Origin of the sequence: Arthrobacter sp. SIMBA_036, from assembly GCF_046535135.1 — a bacterium.
Classification (GTDB): domain Bacteria; phylum Actinomycetota; class Actinomycetes; order Actinomycetales; family Micrococcaceae; genus Arthrobacter.
In genome coordinates, this window is the sequence record NZ_JAWRXG010000020.1 from 1 (window position 1) to 19,897 (window position 19,897).

At 59.1% G+C, this 19,897-nt stretch carries 16 protein-coding genes; 8 read left to right on the forward strand and 8 right to left on the reverse strand.

What is annotated here, in order from left to right; translation table 11 throughout:
* Nucleotides 1-378 precede the first annotated feature (378 nt).
* The 4 genes from SB659_RS18475 (at nucleotide 379) to SB659_RS18490 (ending at nucleotide 5,312) form a co-directional block, all read left to right on the forward strand.
* The gene (locus tag SB659_RS18475; RefSeq protein WP_410551438.1) at nucleotides 379-1,944 is read left to right on the forward strand and encodes an NCS1 family nucleobase:cation symporter-1; all 1,566 of its coding nucleotides are present in this window, start codon (nucleotides 379-381) and stop codon (nucleotides 1,942-1,944) included.
* Nucleotides 1,945-2,019: 75 nt separating this feature from the next.
* Entirely contained in the window at nucleotides 2,020-2,766 is a 747-nt protein-coding gene (locus SB659_RS18480) for an aspartate/glutamate racemase family protein (RefSeq protein ID WP_410551439.1), read from the forward strand.
* 19 nt (nucleotides 2,767-2,785) lie between these two features.
* Nucleotides 2,786-3,568, forward strand: a complete 783-nt coding sequence (locus SB659_RS18485) for an SDR family oxidoreductase (protein ID WP_410551440.1) — start codon at nucleotides 2,786-2,788, stop codon at nucleotides 3,566-3,568.
* 256 nt (nucleotides 3,569-3,824) lie between these two features.
* Nucleotides 3,825-5,312, forward strand: coding sequence for a cation:dicarboxylate symporter family transporter (locus SB659_RS18490; protein WP_410551441.1), 1,488 nt, complete (start codon nucleotides 3,825-3,827; stop codon nucleotides 5,310-5,312).
* A 92-nt stretch (nucleotides 5,313-5,404) separates the two neighbouring features.
* Here the strand turns inward: SB659_RS18490 and SB659_RS18495 are convergent, their stop codons facing one another.
* A complete protein-coding gene (locus SB659_RS18495) occupies nucleotides 5,405-5,806 on the reverse strand; it encodes a sterol carrier family protein (RefSeq protein WP_410551452.1) in 402 nt (133 codons plus the stop codon).
* A gap of 63 nt (nucleotides 5,807-5,869) precedes the next feature.
* Nucleotides 5,870-6,886, reverse strand: coding sequence for an asparaginase (locus tag SB659_RS18500; protein ID WP_410551442.1), 1,017 nt, complete (start codon nucleotides 6,884-6,886; stop codon nucleotides 5,870-5,872).
* 133 nt (nucleotides 6,887-7,019) lie between these two features.
* On the opposite strand from SB659_RS18500, the gene purD reads away from it, so the two are divergent.
* A complete protein-coding gene (gene purD / locus SB659_RS18505; RefSeq protein ID WP_410551453.1) occupies nucleotides 7,020-8,330 on the forward strand; it encodes a phosphoribosylamine--glycine ligase in 1,311 nt (436 codons plus the stop codon).
* A gap of 2 nt (nucleotides 8,331-8,332) precedes the next feature.
* Nucleotides 8,333-9,271 (forward strand): phosphoribosylaminoimidazolesuccinocarboxamide synthase, encoded by a 939-nt coding sequence (locus SB659_RS18510; RefSeq protein ID WP_410551443.1) that lies wholly within the window; start codon nucleotides 8,333-8,335, stop codon nucleotides 9,269-9,271.
* Between the two features lie 27 nt (nucleotides 9,272-9,298).
* Here SB659_RS18510 and SB659_RS18515 read toward each other — a convergent pair whose 3' ends face one another.
* A complete protein-coding gene (locus SB659_RS18515) occupies nucleotides 9,299-10,564 on the reverse strand; it encodes a helix-turn-helix domain-containing protein (protein ID WP_410551444.1) in 1,266 nt (421 codons plus the stop codon).
* A 123-nt stretch (nucleotides 10,565-10,687) separates the two neighbouring features.
* On the opposite strand from SB659_RS18515, the gene SB659_RS18520 reads away from it, so the two are divergent.
* Nucleotides 10,688-10,906, forward strand: a complete 219-nt coding sequence (locus SB659_RS18520; protein WP_410551445.1) for a hypothetical protein — start codon at nucleotides 10,688-10,690, stop codon at nucleotides 10,904-10,906.
* 85 nt (nucleotides 10,907-10,991) lie between these two features.
* On the forward strand, nucleotides 10,992-11,426 hold the full coding sequence (locus tag SB659_RS18525) for a helix-turn-helix domain-containing protein (protein ID WP_410551446.1): 435 nt from the start codon (nucleotides 10,992-10,994) through the stop codon (nucleotides 11,424-11,426).
* A 105-nt stretch (nucleotides 11,427-11,531) separates the two neighbouring features.
* Here SB659_RS18525 and SB659_RS18530 read toward each other — a convergent pair whose 3' ends face one another.
* The 5 genes from SB659_RS18530 to SB659_RS18550 all read right to left on the reverse strand — a co-directional run bounded on the left by SB659_RS18530 (nucleotide 11,532) and on the right by SB659_RS18550 (nucleotide 19,643).
* On the reverse strand, nucleotides 11,532-13,985 hold the full coding sequence (locus SB659_RS18530; RefSeq protein ID WP_410551447.1) for a DEAD/DEAH box helicase: 2,454 nt from the start codon (nucleotides 13,983-13,985) through the stop codon (nucleotides 11,532-11,534).
* The gene (locus tag SB659_RS18535; RefSeq protein WP_410551448.1) at nucleotides 13,985-14,785 is read right to left on the reverse strand and encodes a Hachiman antiphage defense system protein HamA; all 801 of its coding nucleotides are present in this window, start codon (nucleotides 14,783-14,785) and stop codon (nucleotides 13,985-13,987) included. Before SB659_RS18535 ends, SB659_RS18530 begins: the two co-directional genes overlap by 1 nt.
* Nucleotides 14,786-14,894: 109 nt before the next feature.
* On the reverse strand, nucleotides 14,895-15,617 hold the full coding sequence (locus SB659_RS18540) for a M48 family metallopeptidase (protein ID WP_410551449.1): 723 nt from the start codon (nucleotides 15,615-15,617) through the stop codon (nucleotides 14,895-14,897).
* Nucleotides 15,604-18,702, reverse strand: coding sequence for a type I restriction endonuclease subunit R (locus SB659_RS18545; RefSeq protein WP_410551450.1), 3,099 nt, complete (start codon nucleotides 18,700-18,702; stop codon nucleotides 15,604-15,606). Before SB659_RS18545 ends, SB659_RS18540 begins: the two co-directional genes overlap by 14 nt.
* On the reverse strand, nucleotides 18,699-19,643 hold the full coding sequence (locus tag SB659_RS18550; RefSeq protein WP_410551451.1) for a GIY-YIG nuclease family protein: 945 nt from the start codon (nucleotides 19,641-19,643) through the stop codon (nucleotides 18,699-18,701). The genes SB659_RS18545 and SB659_RS18550 overlap by 4 nt, the downstream gene beginning before the upstream one ends.
* Between the last annotated feature and the right edge of the window lie 254 nt (nucleotides 19,644-19,897).

A 19,897-nucleotide genomic window follows, 5' to 3' on the forward strand; every position in this document is an offset into this window, starting at 1 on the left:
GGATCACGATCAGGCAGCTGGGCAGTCAACCCGCTGAGGATGTCTGAGGTCTCTTCTCCTACAGCCACGTCCAACCTCTCTTCATTGAATGTATGGGCGCTTTTAGTGTGGAGCGCTCAATGGTCTCGCAGTAATCTCGTATTGTGAGAATAAAATTCTGTAATTCGAGATTACGCAGGGCGTTCGACGGCGTCAACACGGTCACTGCCTGCGAAGCGGAAAGCTCACGCGGCAAGCCTCGACAACGAAATGTGACCCGCCCTACAGCGCAAACCTTGTCGGCAAACCTTGACTGCACGTGACCTGAGTCATAGAGTGTTTTCACTATTCAATAACTAGTTTCCGCAATGTGGAAACAGTACGAAGTGGAGATCCACGATGCAGACGACTTCATCAGTCGGCGTCTCTGAGACTCCGGACGACAGCACAGGGGCCGCACCCATCCACCGTTCGGTGGGCAACACGGACCTCTGTGCCATTGCTTCCGAAGCCACAGACCGTACCATCAGCCCGAGCCTTTACAACATCGACCTCGCTCCCACTAAGGCCGCAGGCCGCAAATGGACGAGCTACAGCATCTTTACCCTCTGGGCCAATGACGTCCACAGCCTGGGTAACTATGCTTTTGCCATTGGCCTCTTCTCCTTGGGATTGGGAGGTTGGCAGATTCTCGTGGCACTCGGCATTGGTGCCGTGCTGCTCTTTACCCTCCTCACTTTCTCCGGGTTCATGGGACAAAAGACCGGCGTCCCGTTCCCTGTCATGAGCCGCATCAGCTTCGGCATTCGCGGAGCACAAATTGCCAGCCTGGTCCGCGGCGCCGTCGCGGTCGCATGGTTCGGTATCCAGACGTACCTGGCCTCGGTGGTTCTCCGGGTCATGCTCGTCGCAATCTCCCCGGATTTGAAGCATCTGGACAGTAACTCCATCCTCGGCCTGTCCACGTTGGGCTGGTTTGCCTTCGTGGGGCTGTGGATCGTGCAACTGGTCATCGTCAGCTTCGGCATGGAGATGATCCGTAAGTACGAGGCGTTCGCGGGGCCCATTATCTTGGCCACCATGGCCGCAATCGCCGTCTGGGTCTTCATCAACGCCGGCGGCGCCATCCAATGGTCCGGAATCAAAGGCCTGGAAGGCGGCGAAATGTGGCTCACTATTTTCGCCGGCGGCGCGCTGTGGGTCTCCATTTATGGCACGTTCGTCCTGAACTTCTGCGATTTCACCCGGTCTTCGGTGACCAGGAAGTCGATCGTCAAGGGGAACTTCTGGGGCATCCCGATCAACATGCTCGTCTTCGGTGCAATCGTCGTGGTCATGGCCGGTGGCCAGTACAAGATCAACGGCACCATCATCCAAAGCCCGTCGGACATTGTTCAGAGCATTCCCAACACGCTGTTGCTGGTCCTGGCCTGCCTGGCACTGCTGATCCTTACCATCGCCGTGAACCTGATGGCGAACTTCGTGGCTCCCGTTTATGCTCTGACCAACCTGTTCCCGCGGCACCTGAACTTCCGCAAGGCGGCTTGGGTCAGTGGAACCATTGGCCTGGTCATCCTCCCGTGGAACCTCTACAACAACCCGATCGTCATCGTGTACTTCCTGGGCGGTCTCGGCGCATTGCTGGGCCCGTTGTTCGGCGTGGTCATGGCCGACTACTGGCTGGTGCGTCGCGGCAAAGTCAACGTCCCAGAGCTCTACACCGATGATCCACAGGGCGCCTACTTCTACAAGCGTGGCGTCAATCCCAAGGCCATCATCGCGCTGCTTCCGGCAGCAGCCTTGGCTCTGGCCATCGCGTTTGTTCCCGGATTGGCGGGAGCGGCGCCGTTCGCCTGGTTCATTGGAGCCGGCGTCGGGGCTCTCACGTACTTCGCCGTCGCGGACAAGAAGCAAATCCACCACGACGTTTCCGGCGAGCCGATCGCCGTCGCCAGCAACCACTGACCCGTCCGATAACCAGCGCGCCGCCCGTCCCGCCCTCACCGGCCGGGGCGGGCGCAGCCATTGAAAGGAAAACCCATGCGCATTCTCGTTGCAAACGTCAACACCACCCAATCGATGACCGATTCCATTGCAGCCCAGGCCCGCGCCGTCGCGGCTCCGGGAACTGAGATCATCGGCATCACCCCCCGCTTCGGCGCCGACTCCTGCGAAGGCAACTTCGAAAGCTACCTTGCAGCCATCGCCGTCATGGACGCGGTGGTGAATTACGCCGAACCGTTCGACGCCGTCATCCAGGCCGGGTACGGCGAGCACGGGCGCGAGGGGCTCCAGGAACTGCTCGACGTGCCCGTGGTGGATATCACCGAGGCCGCGGCCAGCACGGCGATGTTTCTCGGGCACAAATATTCGGTGGTAACCACCTTGGACCGCGCCGTTCCCTTGATCGAAGACCGGCTGAAATTGGCCGGACTGGATGCCCGCTGCGCTTCTGTGCGGGCAAGCGGCATGGCGGTGCTGGAACTCGAGGAGTTCCCCGAACGCGCTGTTGAGGCGATCGTTGGGCAGGCGGAGGAGGCGGTGACCAAGGACAATGCTGAGGTTGTGGTCCTTGGCTGCGGTGGCATGGCCGGTCTCGATGAGCAGATCCGGCAGCGGACAGGCGTTCCAGTCGTGGATGGGGTAGCCGCCGCGGTGACCATCGCAGAGTCACTGGTTCGCCTCGGGCTGACCACGTCCAAGGTCCGAACCTACGCCACACCGCGGCCTAAGGCTGTCATAGGGTGGCCCATAACAGCGGCCCAGTCAGCACAAGCCGCACGCTAAGTCCGCAGGAGCCAGACGTATGAATCAGCCACGCCCGCCCGCGACATGCCCACCCGCGGACGGGAGGGTCGCCGTCGTTACCGGAGCCGGTTCGGGTATCGGTAGGGCCGTCGCCCGGCTCATGCTGGCCGCAGGATATCGCGTTGCTTTGGCGGGGCGGCGGGAGGCCCAGCTACTGGAAACGGCAGGGGATCACCCGGACGCGCTTACGGTTCCGTGCGACGTGACCGAGTCCGACGACGTCGAGCGGCTCTTCGACCTTGTCCGCGAACGCTGGGGCCGGGTTGATGTTCTGTTCAACAATGCCGGCGTTTTCGGACCGGCCGGGGACGTGGGGGAGATCGGCCGTGATGAGTGGGAATCCACCCTGCGCGTCAACGTCACGGGGTCCATGCTCTGTGCCGCCGAGGCCGTGCGAACCATGAAGGCCCAGGTGCCCCAAGGTGGGCGCATCATCAACAATGGCTCCATATCTGCCCATTCACCGCGTCCTCGGTCCGTTGCGTACACAGTGACCAAACATGCGATGACGGGGCTGACCAAGAGCATTGAGCTGGACGGGCGTGAATTCGGGATCACCTGCGGGCAGATCGACATCGGCAACACCCGCACGGAGATCATGGACACCATTGGGGTCGGCTCCGGCGCGCTCCAAGCCGATGGCAGCAGGCGCGTGGAGCCGATGTTCCCCGTGGAGGACGCTGCCCGGGCCGTGCTGATGATGGCGGATATGCCGCCGTCGGCGAGTATTGGTTCATTGGTGGTAACCGCCGCCGGCATGCCTTTCGTCGGCCGCGGCTAGCCCGCCCAGCCACCCTCCTGTACCGCCACCACCCACTTTGAAACCCGCCTGCCCGCGGCGCGCCTGAGAAGGAGTGCGTCGCGGGCTTTTTCGGCGTCAAAGTGGGTGGTGGAGGTTCGCGCCCGACCTTCCCGACCAAATACAACTTCCATAATATGGAAACTAGATTTCCCCTTGCGGAATGATGTGAGCCGGATTACATTGAAATCATCCCCCGAAAATGTGGGGCTGTTCCCAAACTGATTGGTTCAGATCAATGAAGATCCCAGACCCCGCGGCGCTGAAGGCGAGTTCGGCCCCGCAGAAGAAAAAGCGGCTGTACCAGTCGCTCTTTTTTCAAATCCTGATCGCCGTCGTCGCAGGTGTGCTCATCGGTCATTTTTGGCCGAACATCGGGTCCGCCCTCCGACCACTGGGTGATGGATTCATTCAACTCATCAAAATGATCATCGCCCCGCTGATTTTCCTGGTGATCGTCACCGGAATTTCAGCAGTCGGCGACGTCAAGGCGGTCGGTAGGGTCGGGGTCAAAGCACTCCTGTACTTCACCTGCGCCACCGTTTTCGCCCTTGTCTTCGGACTCATCGTGGGCAACCTGGTTCAACCGGGCGCAGGCCTGAACATTGACCCGTCCACGCTGTCCCAAGATGCCCTGAACGCGAAGACCGGTACTGCAGTTCCCAAGGATGCGGCAGCGTTCATCCTGGACATCATCCCCACCAGCGTCATCGGGGCTTTCGCGAGCAACAGTTTGCTCCAGGTCCTGTTTTTCTCCGTCTTTTTCGGCGCGGCCATCGTGGTCATCGGCCGTGAGCGGTGCCTGCCCGTCATCAGCTTGATGGAAACGCTGCTGGAACTGATCTTCAAGATCATGTCCTGGATCATGAAGGTCGCCCCTCTAGGCGCCTTCGGTGCCATGGCCTTCATTATTGGGCAATACGGCGTAGGCACCCTGGGTACCTACGCATTGTTGATTGCTTCCTGCTACGGTGCGGCGCTCATCTTCATCGGCCTGCTGTTCCTAGTGGCGTGGAGCTTCGCGCGAGTGCCGCTATGGCAGTTCCTGAAGTACACCCGCGAAGAATTCCTTTTGGCACTCGGTACGGCCTCCACCGAAGCTGTCATGCCACGCATCATGACCAAGCTGACCAACGCCGGCTGCTCCCGGGCCACCACCGGACTAGTGGTTCCTACCGGCTACTCCTTCAATCTCGACGGCGCCGCGATCTACCTTTCGATCTCGCTGCTGTTTTTGGCCCAGGCATTTGGCCACCACTTGGACCTCGGTCAGCAGTTGGCCGCACTGGGAGTGCTGCTCCTGACCTCCAAGCTCATGGCCGGCGTTCCGGGATCCTCATTCCTGGCGCTCTCAGCCACCGCCGCCGCTCTCGGTATCTTCCCGGTGGCCGGCGTCGCCCTCCTTCTCGGAGCCGATCGGCTCATGGACTCCATGCGGGTGGTGGTGAACCTCCTGGGCAACTGCGTAGCGACGTTCATCGTGGCCAAGTGGGAAGGGCAGTTTGACCGCAGCGTCATGGTCCGCGCTTTCAATGGCGAAATCACCAACGAGGACACCGCGATCATGCTCGGCAAGGAAGACCTGTTTCAGCAGCAAGAGCTTGAACGGCTCAGCAAAGGACAGGAGCCGTCGCCGAAATTCCGCGGGGGTCCGGCCGTGGATGGGGTTCCACAGTTTGAGATGAGCAAACCCCGGCAAACAACCATCCCGAGCAGCTCCGAATAGCCCACACCTTCCTGCAGTTTGATGCCCCCAGGCCATGGTCCGGGGGCATCAGCACTGTCGGAAACACAGGAAACCGCGCCGAAACGCTCCCCTTACAGCGGCAGTAACGCGGAGAGGTTGGCCCGCAACCCGGAGGCGGCAACCCGCCCGGCCGAAACAGCGTCGGCCCATGAGATCCGGCCGGTTACCAGCGACAGCCAGGTGTCGGCGTCGCACTCAATCACGTTCGGGGGAGTGCCCCGGGTATGGCGCGGACCCTCCACACACTGCGTTACACCGAATGGCGGTACGCGGACCTCGACCGAGTTCCCGGGTGCACGGGCGGTGACTTCCTCGAGCGAATAGCGCACCGCCGTCGCAATTAATGCCCGCGACGGCGGGGTCCCGGCGTCGGAGGTCGGACCAGCGTCTGTTGAGGGCTCGACGGCGGCTTGCCAGGCTGCCAGCGCCGCTTGGCCCTCGTGGATATCAACGCGGCGACGTGCAACGGCCATCATGAACCTCCCTATCGAGATGAATTGTCGAGACGGATTGTCGAGACGGATTATCGAGAAGAACTAGTCGAGAAGGGCGGAGACGGCGTGGCCCAAGCGGATCCGGCCCACGGCCCGGCCACCGCCGAGCACAGGTTCAACGATCCGTTCGAGGACGCTGGAAACGGCAGCTACGTCCACGGCTCCGCTTGCTGCGAGCAGTGTTAAACCGACAAGGGCCGTGGCGCGGACGTTGCCGTCAAGTACCTTGACTGCCACTGCCGCACCCGTTGGCGTCGCAAGGACCAGCACACCCTCGGCTCCGATCTTGGCCAGTACGTCCAGTTCTTCCATGACAATCGTGTTGGACTCACCTCTGCCTTGGACGGCCCAGGGGTAATCGAGCATGGACGTAGCGATGGTGGCAGCACGGGCGTTCGCGGACGGATCGCCGGGCGACTTCGCCAGCCGGGAGAAGCCTCGGGCCAATCCGATCAGCGAGATCGCGGCAACGGGAGCCCCGCAGCCGTCGATTCCTAAATGGGAAATTGGCTCGCCGCAGTATTCCTCAATAACCGAACGCACGCGTTGTTGCAAGGGATGGTTGGGCTCAAGGTAGCTGCGGAGGTCCCACCCGTTTTCCGTACACGCCCAGAGAAAAGCCGCGTGCTTACCGGAGCAGTTGAAGGCGAGCTTGGATTGCCCGCGATCGGAGCGAACCAGCCAGCTGCGCGCCGTTTCATCCTGGGGCCAGGCGGCCGGGCATTGAAGGTGCTCTTCCCGGACGCCGGCCGCTTTCAGCATTCCCTCCACAACATCCATGTGGTCCAGCGAACCCGTGTGGCTTCCGCAGGCGACGGCCACTTGCGCGCCTCTCAGCGGAACCCCGGACTGCATGGAGGCGAGGGCTTGGAAGGGCTTAAGGGTGGAGCGGGCGAAGACGGGGGCGTCGATGTCGCCCAGCCGGGTCACCACGGAGCCATCGCCGGCAATAAGTACCGCGGCACCTACGTGGCGGGACTCGATAAAGCCGCTGCGTTCGATCACTGCAAGTTCGACGGCGGACTCAGCGTTGAACGTTTCGTGCGAACTCATGGGCATGAAGCAAGTCTATTGCTCAGCCGCGGGGTTCCCGGGCCGCACCGCGCGGGCACAGGCATCGCGTGCCCATGAACCTGCCCATCCAGTGACACAGCTTAGGACCCGCGCCCTTCACAAAGTACCCTTGAAGACTGTGAAGGTACTCGTCATTGGCCCAGGCGGCCGCGAACACGCCATTGTCCGCTCTCTGCTTGAAGACCCCAACGTCTCCGAGGTCCACGCGGCGCCCGGCAACGCGGGCATCAGCAAGCTCGTCCCCACGCACGCCATTGATGGGAACAATCCCCAAGCCGTGGCTGCCCTTGCCGGCAAGCTTGGCGTGGACCTGGTTGTGGTTGGCCCGGAAGCCCCACTTGCCGCGGGCGTTTCCGACGCAGTCCGCGAGGCCGGCATTCCGGTGTTCGGCCCCAGCAAGGAGGCCGCGCAGCTCGAAGCCTCCAAGGCTTTCGCCAAGCAGATCATGGCCGAGGCAGGCGTTCCTACCGCGATGGCCCGGGTCGCCACCACCAGCGAGGAAGCCGCCGACGCGCTGGACACTTTCGGCGCTCCCTACGTGGTCAAGGACGACGGCCTGGCAGCCGGGAAGGGCGTGGTAGTCACCAAGGACCGCAACGAAGCCCTCGCCCACGCCCAGACCTGCTTCGACGCCGGCGGAACGGTGGTTATCGAGGAGTTCCTTGACGGCCCCGAAGTATCCCTGTTCGTCCTCTGCGACGGCCGCACCACGGTCCCGCTGTCCCCGGCGCAGGACTTCAAACGTATCTTCGACAATGATGAAGGCCCCAACACCGGTGGCATGGGGGCATACACACCCCTTGAATGGGCACCCGAAGGACTCGTCCAAGAGGTCATCGACAGGGTAGCCCAGCCAACCGTGGATGAAATGGCCCGTCGCGGCACCCCCTTTGTTGGCGTGCTCTACTGCGGCTTGGCCCTCACGTCGCGGGGCACCCGCGTTATTGAATTCAACGTCCGGTTTGGTGATCCGGAAACGCAAGCCGTCCTCGCCCGCCTCAAGACGCCGCTCGGTACCCTGCTGCTGGCAGCTGCCAAGGGCGAACTCGACACCATCGAAAATCTGCGCTGGTCCGAGGACACTGCCGTCGCCGTCGTCGTTGCTGCCGAAAACTACCCCGACGCTCCCCGCACCGGCGACCGGATCCGCGGCCTGAAGAAGGTCGAAGACTTGGACGGCGTCCACGTGGTTCACGCCGGCACCAAACTGGACGAAGAAGGCAAGGTCGTTTCAGCCGGCGGTCGTGTCCTCGCGGTGGTGGCGCTCGGTTCGGACCTGGTGGAGGCCCGAGAAAGGGCGTACGACGGCGTCGAACTGGTTCAGCTTGAAGGCTCACAGTTCCGTACCGACATCGCAGGTAAGGCCGCCCGCGGCGAAATCCGGGTGCCCCATGCGGCTACCGGCACCATCCCGAAAGTGCAGGCCTGACCATGACCGATTCACTTCCCACAGGCGGCCTTGAAACAGAAGCCCTGCAACTCCCCGGCTGGACCCACGTCTACTCCGGCAAAGTCCGCGACCTGTACGTACCGGCCGAAGAAGCGATAACGGAGAAGTTCGGCCAGGAGTGCGTCCTGGTTGTCGCCAGCGACCGCATCAGTGCTTACGACCACGTGCTGAGCAGCGAGATCCCTGACAAGGGGAGGGTCCTGACTCAACTGAGCCTCTGGTGGTTCGACCAGCTGGAGGTGGAGCACCACGTGCTCGCGTCCACTGTGGAGGCTGGCGTGCCGGCCGCCGTCGAGGGCCGTGCCATGATCTGCAAGAAGCTGGAAATGTTTCCAGTGGAGTGCATCGCCCGTGGCTACCTCACAGGTTCCGGGTTGGCTGAATACAAGGTGTCCCGCACCGTCTGCGACATCCCGCTGCCCGAAGGCCTCGTTGATGGTTCGCGCTTGGAGAAGGCGCTGTTCACCCCGTCCGCCAAGGCCGAAGTCGGCGAGCACGACGAGAACATCACCTATGACGACGTCGTAGCGATGGTGGGGGACGATATCGCCGCCCGCCTCAGCGACTTTACCCTGAAGATCTACACACGTGCCGAGGAGATCGCCCGGGAACGTGGCATCATCTTGGCCGACACCAAAGTGGAATTCGGCATCGACACCGCCACGGGCATCATCACCCTGGGCGACGAGGTGCTCACTCCCGACTCTTCGCGGTTCTGGGACGCTGCGACGTACGCGCCCGGCAAGTCGCAGCCATCCTATGACAAGCAGTATGTCCGTGACTGGCTGACGTCCGCGGAATCCGGCTGGGACAAAGCCTCAGACACTCCTCCTCCTGCCTTGCCGGCCGACGTGGTGGAGCGCACCCGCGCCCGTTACGTGGAGGCTTACGAGAAACTTACGGGGCGCACCTTCGCCTAGCCCGGCCACCCCGCTCGATCAATGGGGTTAGCTGGCTTGGTGTTTCTTGGCGGCGCGGCGCTCGGCGAGGCGGATTTCCAGCACGGCATCCATGGCCTGCTGAACCCTGTCCGATGCGCCCGCCGCGCTGAAGTCGTGCTGGGCCTCTTCCAGGAACCGCAGTGCCTCGGTGGTTTCGCCCGCAGCCTTGAGGGACTTGCCCAGCAGTAGGGAAACTTCACCCGCGGTGTGCCGCGCCAAGACCTTGCGGTCCTCGTAGATCTCCCGGAGCTTCTCGACGGCGGCGGGAATGTCACCGTTCAGGTAGAGCCACCGGGCGCGAATGAAGGCGACCTCGAGTTGGTCCGTCTTGTTGCCGCCGACAATGGAGAGTGCCAGTTCCGCGCGCTCGATGGCGGACAGCGTCTCCGGCTCCACGATGCCTGAGGACAACCGCACAGCGGCCGACGCCTTGTTGAATCGCGCCCAGAGCTCGATGTCATTGGCGGGGGAGAGGAGCTGGGCCGCACGCTCGTGGTGCTTGACTCCCTCGGTGTAATCGTGGCGCATGAACGCCACATTGCCCACCACCCAGGAGACTTCACCGGCCAGCTGGGTCATTGAATGCTCGTCCATATGCTCGATCATGGCCAAACAATACGTCCATGCTTCATCGAGCTTGCCGCTCTCCGCCAAGGCCCCTATCAGCGCCCTGTGGGCACCGATGATCAGCGTGGATCCTTTGGGTAATTGCTCGCTCAGCTTCACGGCATGGAGGGCATGCTCGACGGCGGTGGCCAGTTGACCTTGTCCGTGGCACACTGCGGCAAGCATCTGCCACGCACGCACTCCCAGGCCCGCTGACTCGGTAGCCATGGGGTGCTCAAGCAGGTGCTCCACGATCTGCTGGCATTCCTTCAGCTGGCCTTGTTTCATCATGCACTCGGCCTGCATGTACGTCATGTTCCACCAAGCGCTGTTGTTCTTGGCTTCGAGGGCGATTTGGGCGGCCGTTGCGGCGTGGCTCGAGGCGAGCGGGTAGTCCCGTAGGTCCCATGCCTGGCGGGCGTACAGGCCTGCCAGGACGTACTCTGCGTCGCTCATGGAAACGGGCTGGCTCCACGCCTCCAGGGCCTTCGGTGCGAGCTCAAGGCGCCGCGCAAGTTCCTCGATGACCTCTGCCGTGGGTTCACGCCGCCCGGTCTCCAGCAGGGAGATGTAGCTGGGTGAGTACAGGTTCTTGCCCAGTTCCGCCTGCGTCAGTCCGCGTTCGAGCCGTTCGGCACGTAGCTTCTCGCCGAATCCGTTTCCCACGGGTATCCTCCTGCAGGTGTCTTTTCCACCAAATCCTTGACAGTGTCTGTAGACAACATTTTACAATGTATGTCAACAGAGACCGAGTAATGACAGCAGTAATATCCGACGTGTATTGGGGACATGATGTTCAAGAAAATCGCCGCTTCCGTTGCCCTTGCCGGCGCACTGACACTTTCAGTTGCGGCTCCCGCAGTGGTGTCGGCCGCACCGGCCTCCGGGTCGGGCACGGTAAGCGCCATAGGCAACTGGCCGGATCCGATGCGCATCGTGGCGCCTACCAAATCGTCCGGCACCACGTACACGCCGTCGTCCATTGGTAACTGGCCCGACCCCATGTAAGCCATCCGATCCTCTGTAAACCAGAGGCACTGAGAGCCTGAAGAGAAACAAAAGAGGGTCTTCCATTTGGAAGACCCTCTTTTTGTTGGTCGAGATCCTAGGATGTTATTCGAACCGCGCCAGCTTCAAAATCGACCAGATGACGACCATCGCTGCCGCCCTGAAACGGATGGACTCGGGTCAATCCAGACCGCGGCCGCCACAGCCGGTTCGCAAGACTCAGCGCTACCGGCTGGCCGATCGCTTTACGCCAGACGAACTTGCTCAGCTGGTTGCTCGCTACCAAGCCGGCGAGATGAGTACGGCACTGGCTCGTGAGCAGGGCATCGCCAAGTCCACCTTTCTGCGATTGCTCGCCGAACACGGTGTCGCCTCCAGACCTCGAGGGCTGACGCCAGCTAAGGAAAGGGAGATCCTTCGGCTCCGCGCTCAGGGGATGATTATCAGGAAGATCGCGAAGCAGGTCGGCTGTAGCTATGACACGGCACGTATATTCCTGCTTTCCGTCAACCTGGACTAGCCCCTGGTTCACCCCGAGGCTGGACGCGGGCATTGTAGAAAGCACGCCCACAAGCTCGCTTACGGGCATAGGCTAATCGTCGAGATGGAGGATCTTAGTCGGGATCTATGTTCCGATTAGGCAACGGACCTCAAATAGCAAGATGTCATTGACGCCAGCTCCTTCCATAGCGGCGATCAAGTCGGGTGAGATCTCGATCGAATTGGCGTTCAGATCAACGCTGACATGTCGCCTATAGGAGTCGGATACGAGGTGAGCAAGTTCGAAGGACATCCCGTTCCGGAGCAGGCAGATCACGAACCGATCGCTTGTGCCATACTTGAGCTTTAGATAGAAATCTTCGTCAACAAGCTTTAGCGCGAAGAGGATCTCCAGGTACTTTGTCAGCGTGTAGTCGAGGAAGTCCATCTCGGCTTTGATTCGCACGATCGCCAGGTTCACTAGTGCGGATCGGGACTTTGCGGAGCGGCTCACGTAGGCGGCGGCATGTTCGAACTGCGAGCTTTTCACTTCACCCCACTTCGAACCCACGAATATCAGGTCGTCACTTTGCCGCCTCCAGTGGTTCAAATACCGACCGATCATGAGCTTCAGCGGGGCGCCGTCGGCTCTCCAGGTCAGGAACATGCTGTAGAAGTTTCGGGCTGCCTCAACATCATGTAGGCGAACGAGGTCGTCGGTACCTTTGTTCAGCTCAACGCCGTGTAGGAATACATCTCGGATGAGCGCGATCAACTCGTCGGAGTTTGTCGCCAGGGTTCCTTCACGTTCGTCGACCCTGTCTTGCATCAGCCGCTCGTAGCGGAACACGTCGAAATCATGTACGCCATGAAGAAAGCACAGCTTGCCCACTTCAGTAAGTGCAAGCCGCACGTCGTCAAGTCCGGATGCACCTCGTTCAATGTTTTCCAGACGCTCAAGTGCCTCAATGCGCGCCTGCTCCGCTGGTCCTTCTTCAAGTAGTGGATTTTCGACAGGATCGGAAGCAGGCTTGGCCGGATCTGCCACGTCACTTAACCAGTTGACCGGGTTCCACGTTGAAGGAGCATAAGAACTTTTGACGACGTACACATTCGGCAGAAGGAGAGACAGCCGTGGACGTTGACTGGAAAATATCTGGCTGAAGCGCGCCACGCGCCCGACTAGGTTACGAAAGGAGGAGCGCGGAAGATACCCACCACCCTTGCCTGGCGTCATCAGTACCATGGTGTCTGCAGGCGTGTTCACCCCTTCCAAGAGTGTCGAGGTAGTGACGAGGTAGCGGCGCTTCGATGTGTGATCTTCACGAAATAAGTTCTCGACGTACTGTCGTAACACGTCGGGTATCTGGCCATGGTGAAAGAGAACGCCGCTTCTGATCACATCGATGAGAACATAGTCTGCGTCGATAAGGTCGGCTATTGCCGCGATCGCCCTCTCTGCAAGGGGAGACCGTTCAGCGTCGCCAATCTCCGCCGCTAGACGCATCGCCATTTCCTGGGCATCTCGAGGCTTATTGAGGTAGACGATGGTGCGTTCGCCAGCTAAGCGCATGACTGCCAGGGCGTCATCCTCTGGGAGAGTTTCGGCCGTCTCGAATGTCCGCCCTAGAAACTGATCGAACACCCGAATAGGCCCGCCAACTTCAGCCGCACGGAATAGTTCAACTTTGACTTGCTCGCTGACGGTTCTGGAGCGCACATCATCGTCCTTGCCGTTGACATGGCGGAGACTATCGGGGTTTTCGAGGAACGGCGTGTAGTAGGCGATATGCAAGTCTTCGTTGCGTTGATGAGCGATAAGGATCACCTGCGACAACTCGAGCGATCGAGCGTCGTCCGTTAGGACATTCTGAGCCTCATCTACGAGGAGGTGATTTATCCGGAGTTCTGGATAGTCAACGAACAAGCGGTGAAGCCGCTCCTGGGTCAGTACCGCGACGAAGGAAGCTTCGCCGCTATATGCCTCTGGGTGTGTTATCACCCGCGTTGATAGATCACGCTGACTCATTACCCGCATGAGATCGGCTTTTGTTTGAGCGATCAGCGCTTTTGAGGGCACGATGATACAAACCGCTCCGGGTAGGGAAGCGAGTGATCGGTCAATAAGCATCTCCGACTTGCCGTAGGAGGTCGGCGCGATGATCACGGCACGCGGGTGGGAGCTGTTGAAAGATTGCAGCGCGAGCTGTTCTCGCGTCCGGGTAATTTGGCCATGTCCCACAAAGTTAACGCCGTGGGCGGCACTCAGAACCGCCTGTAGGGAATCTTCCTCGAACATATTGGGGTGTACAGATCGAATCGCCGCTAAGACCGGCATGATCTCGCGGTTGTCTGCGATGTCAATCAATGGCTCGAAGTCAGAAGTGTCGAGAGAGTATTGCAGCACGATACGGTAGCCAAGCTTCTCTACGGTTGCATCGCCCAACTGCATGAAGACGACCGCGAACGAGAGAAGTTCCTGATATTCCTCGTCAGTCAGTGCTTGGGAGAGAACGAGCTTCTCGTAGAGGTGCAAGAAGCGCGACCCCTCCAGATTCTGTCGGTTCCTGAGTTTTCGAACGGTTACATCTACGGCCATTAAACTACTGCTTCCTTAAGGGACTCACGGAGTACCCCAACTAGATCTTCCAGATCAGACTGCTGGATAAGGAGGAGCCGCAGTTCGTCAAAGCGGCCGCGTCCGGTCACACTCTTGATAAGTTCTTCACCCGTACTGGCGTCGATTTCATTGAGGTTGAAGGGGTGCATGACTACTGCGCACAATAGGGCTTTAACCTTGGGTGCGGACCCGTTCTTCAAATTCATAAAGTCGGCACGCAGAAGCTTCTTCACACTCGAAGCATCATCTGTCTGGAGGGCGGCATCGGCATCAAAAATCGCTGCGTCCCACCGTTTCTTGCGGACGTCGGATGTGAACATCGTGTGAAGGCCGTTCTCGGCAATGTTGATGAGCTCCCGGACCTTGCTGTCGGCAGTCTGAGCATCATTTACGCGGCCCGACTTCACTTCGCCGTACCAGAGACCGCCATCGTGATGATCTCGGAACGTCAGGTCGAACCCTTTCTTGACGTTACGCTCTTCCTTGTTGAGGTAGACACATGCGCTCACGAGCCGATCATGGCCATGAGGCAGCAACAGATGGACGATAAGTTCGCCAGCGAGCCCAAGCTTAGATTTGTCTGACTTGGAGTCGTACAGCTTGAAGAACTCATCGACAGTGAGGTCGAACGAGTAATAGTCCGGGTCTTCGCCAGCTTGGACGCGGCCGTAACAGTACTCTACGAGTCGTGACTTCAGCGCTTGTTTGATTTCATCTGTAACGCTTTCAAGAATCAGGATGCTCGCGTCGGCGACCGCAACGAGCCTTATGCCATCCACGCAAGTGCCTCCGAGCCCATCACGGATTTATCTGGCAGTATGTCCAAGACCATGGCCTGTCCCTGGATTCTTGAGCATTTCCGACATGGGCCGGCTGGTCGTACTTGTTCTACTGCCATGACTCATCCTTCAGCGGAGATGCATTCAGTTCGTCACGTCGGGCGCGCCAATCGGGCAGGAATCCGTCCATGAGTTCTGTGAAGCGTTCGTTGTGGTTGCGTTCTAAGAGGTGTGCCATCTCGTGTACGACGATGTATTCCAGGCAGTTAGGATGCTTCTTGCCGAGTTCGAGATTAAACCAGATGTGGGCGGACTCGCGATTGCAGCTGCCCCATTTGGTCTTCATGCGGCGCACAGTCCACTTCGCAACATTGCGTCCGATGATCGGCTGCCACTTGGCTATGAGTTCAGGGATCTCGTGTTTGAGCGCGGTGCGGTACCACTCATCCATAGCTTCGCGACGAGTGTCTGGAGTGCTTTCTTCGGGGGCGTGCAAAGTCAGGCGCTTGCCGGTGATATCCAACCGAATCCGACCCGGCTCGTTTACTACTTTTAGGCGGTATCGCTGGCCCCAAACATAGTGGGACTCTCCTGTGACCATTTCGCGTTCGGTCTGACGTACGGCGCTGCGAAGCTGCTCACGCTGTTTCTTGATCCATGGCAAACGCTGTACGACAGCAAGCCTGATGGCGTCGTCATCGAGTCGTTCAGGCGCCGCAACGCGCACCCGGCCGAGGGGAGGGTAGACGGCGATGTGTAGGTTCTTGATGTTTTTGTAGATGACATCGACGTCGATTCCGGAGACGGTGAGATACGCGCTAGCGGTACTCATTTCGGGCCTTTACCAAATCAAAGAGTTCGTCGAAACGGTCAAAGTCAGCCGGTAGTACACGACGAATTGCTCGCGCAACTTCCTTCTCCTTGAACGTGTTGCCAACCCAACCGTGCGGTTTGCTCGTCATGATCGCGGTGTCGACCTGGATCGGAGTGGCCTGATCTGCCCAGCCGAAGTCGACGATGGCACGCTGCGCGCCGTTTGATGCCCAGGCAGGGTAGACCGTGTCAGACTCTTTTGAGCCGACCTTCTTGGCGTGGGCGATCAACTGCTCAAGATATTCCTTGTAATCGATGGCACCCTTGCGGCGTTGCTCGATGATGGCGTCGAGAAGGGTAGACATGCTCTCGTAGTACTTCGGGTTCATCGCGTTCTCATCGATGATGACTTTGCGGATGTTGTTCGCGATGGTTTCCGCGACAGCTTCAGGATCCTTCTTGATCCCGGTAGGGAGCTTGTCAATCGCAGCCGCTCCTTGTTCAACGATCAGGTCAACGAGTCCGACGTTTTGGAAGTCGGCGACGACTTCAGATGCATCGGCTCGGATGTAAGTGTCGAGCAGGAATCGCATGCCGGCTTCATATTGTTTGAAGTCCACATTCTCGCCCGCGCCGAGTTTCACTTCATCACGTACAGCGACGTAGTGGGTGACTTCCTTGGCAATAGCTGCGGTCTCAGTCGCGCTGTATCCTGCCTCCGCCATGTCGTTTGCGATTGCTCCGTAGGTACGAACCAAGGCTGCAACGGACTTGTAGAGTTCAACGCGCTTGGCTTCGTTGTTCTTGATCTGCTGGGCGTTGCCCTGTTCAATGGCGCAGAAGTAGCGCTGGTACTGAAGTGTTCCCTGGGGTGGTTCGACCGCTTCGCATAGCGCGCGTATGCGTTCGAGGGCTTCGTCGAGGTCTTCGCGTGCTTGTTGGACCCGGTCTTTGAGCAACCCCTCGATGTCGGACTTCTCGTAACCGTCGAGAGCTCCAGACGTGTAGTCCGTGATGGCGTCTTCCAGTGAGTTGAAGAGGTCCTGATAGTCAACGATGTAGCCGTAGTCCTTGTCGTCGCCATCGAGACGGTTGACGCGGCAGATAGCTTGGAACAAACCGTGGTCGCGCATCTTCTTGTCGATGTACAGGTATGTCGCTGCTGGTGCGTCGAAGCCAGTCAGTAGCTTGTCGACAACGATCAGGAGGCGCATCTGACCGGGCTCGTTGATGAAGCGGTCTTTGACTTCCTTTTCGAACTGCTCGATCTTCGTGACTGCTTGGTCGGCAGGCTCATCGAAGTGGTCGGCCAGCATTTGCCGATAGATGTCGTATTGGCGCAGCTTTTCCGTTGCGCCGTGGCCTGAATCCTCTTTGGAGATGTCGCTGGCCTGAGGGACGTAGCTCGTGACGATGGCGCACTTGCCCTTGAATCCGGCCTGGCAGAACATCTCGTAGAACTTGCACGCCTGATAGATGCTGGACCCAACGAGCATGGCGTTGCCCTGGTTGTCCATGAGGCGTGGCTTAGTTTCCATGTCGAGCAGGATGTCGTTAACGATCTGTTTGGATCGCGGCTCAGAGCTGACGACCTTTTGCATCGTGCCCCAGCGCTTCTTGAGTTCAGCCTTGGAAAGATCAGTCATTCCCTTGGTCTTTGCCTCGAACCACTGGTCGATTTTGGCAGATGAGATGAGGTCCTGGTCGATGTTGCGGGCCTCGTAGCGTAGGTCGAGCACCACTCCATCTTCGACCGCTTCGTTGAACTTGTAGGTGTGGATGAAGCTTCCGAAGGTCTCGATGCTGGTTGCTTTGTCTGCCTTCAGTAGCGGGGTACCGGTGAAACCGATAAACATAGCCCCAGGCAGCAGCTTCTTCATGGCCTTGTGCATCTTGCCGGACTGGGTGCGATGGGCTTCGTCGACGAAGACGAACAGATTGCCCTTAGCCGAGAAGCCGGCCGGAATCTTGGAGTTGAGCTCGGCAATGAAATCGCCATCGGCGTCGTTCTGAACGAGATCTTCGTCGCCGCCGCGGAACTTGTGCACGAGCGAACACATCAGCCATGGGTCATTGCTGTTTAGTGAGCCAATAAGATCGGCCCCGCTCTTCGTGCGGTAGATATCCTCGTTGACACCGCTGAAGACTCGCTTGATCTGATCGTCGAGCTCGGTACGGTCGGTGATGATGAGGACGCGAGCATGGCTGTCGCCGTGTGTCTGGTGTTCGCGGATCCATTTAGCCAGCCACACCATAGTGAGGGATTTGCCCGAACCTTGGGTGTGCCAAATAATGCCGCCTTCGCGCTTGGCAATCCGATCTTGGGCGGCCTTGACGCCGAAGAACTGGTTGTGACGGCAGGTCTTCTTCGTGCCACCGTCGAACACCATGAAGTCGTGGATAATTTCCAGGAATCGGCTCTTTGAACACATCTGCACGAGCGCCCGATCGAGTGGCGCCTCGATGTCAGACGGCTCTTTCCACTCAAGCCAATACTTCTCGGCCGTATCGATGACGCCGTACCGCAGGCCCTCGACATCGTTGCCGGCCATGACCAACTGCACAGTGGAAAAGAACGGACGGATGAAGTCCTTCTTCTGGTTGCCGATGTTCTGCCGGATACCTTCGGAGACAGCGACCTTTGACCGTTTGAGTTCGATGACGCCGAGCGCCAGGCCGTTGACGTAGAGAACAACATCCGGCCGCTTGTTGTGCTCCCCCTTGATCGAGACTTCTTCGGCGACAACGAAGTGGTTTGCCTCGGGGTTGTGCCAATCCACTAGCCAGACCGTTTCGGTCTGTTCGCCGATACCGGGCTTGACCTTCACGCCGTAACGGAGAAGGTTGTAGACCTCGTGGTTAGCTTCGTAGAGATTGCGGCCGCCGCCGAGAGACGCGCTCTTCTTGAACTGCTCAACGGCTTTGTTGATCAGATTGGCGTCGTACCCACGAGCCTGGAGATTCTGCTCAAGCAGGCTGACCTCGATGTGGGAGTTGTTCTCGCGATACTCCCAGTTGCCCAGATACTCGTATCCAAGTTCATTTTGGAACAGGTTAACAACACGCTCCTGTGTCTTACGTTCAATCTGTCCAACTGTGCTCATGATTCATTTCCCCCAAAATTACTTTCAACATCCTGATTCTGCCAGCTTCCGAAGCTTAATCCCGTTCCTGGAATGCGCCATTCGACTCGGCCGTTTGCCGCTCTCCCAGCTACGATTGCCGCCGCAGCTGATGGGCTGCGGAACACAATGTCTTGGGCAAAGACCGCGGTGTCTTCTCCGTCCTGAACAAGCTGCCCGCTCTTGAGGAGCTCGTCGTGGAGAAGTTCGTAATTGCTTGAATTCTCGGTGAAGGAGAGGCGGGCCATTGAACCCTTCCTTACCGTGAACTCGCCATCGACTTCTTGCGCCATTGCTCGAATGCCGTACTTCTTGACGAACATCTCGAAGATCGGCGAGATGGAAGGATCGGTCGGAGCTACTACGTCTGTCGGGCCTGATGGCTGTCTGGTTGTCGTCGTCGTCGTTCGAAAGATGTTGACGCCCAGTACAGGTAGGACGATCTTGGCCTGCGCAACAAAATACTCCATGTCCGAGACATCGGACTCTGGAAGTGGCAGCAGTGGGGGTGCTGTGCCGTTAGTTAGACGCGAACGGTTAGCCTCTATCGCCAATGAGATGAACCGCGACTCCAAATAGCGGGCGTGCGCTTTGGTTAGGTTCGTGTCCTTGCTGGTGAGGACGATTGCCCGATCCCAGAAGTCTTTTCCACCCTGATCTTCATTGCGAGAGTGATAATAAAGGCGTTTGGCAACATCATCACCTTCGTCGATGTAAGCGAGCGATCCCCCCATACTTTCTGGATCGTCTCCAAGAAGAATATAGATGCCCGTCCGCGACGCTTCGGGGCGTTTCAACAGGGCACCAAGGTCTGATCGTGGGGCAGCAGCAACGTGACCAGTCCAGTTCATGATTTCAGCTGTCAGAAGGCCGCCTGGCGTCCCATCTGCCAGGAAGAGTCGAACCGATTTGCCCACGCTCATACGGATGGCTCCGAGGTCCTCAACCGAGTGCGACCGGTCAGCAGCTCTTGCATCATGCCTTGCTTTATGAGTCGAACATGCGTCAGTCGCTTCTTGACGGTGTTGATCGCCTCATCGGCGTCACGTATGTAGTGAGAGATCCGACGTTGCTCTTCAACTTCCGGTAATAGGAGGGTTAAGGGACTGCTGAAGGTTTAGTTGACAGCTGGGGTTGATATTTTCTTACGTGGCTGAGGCCGCGTTTTTTATTGTCT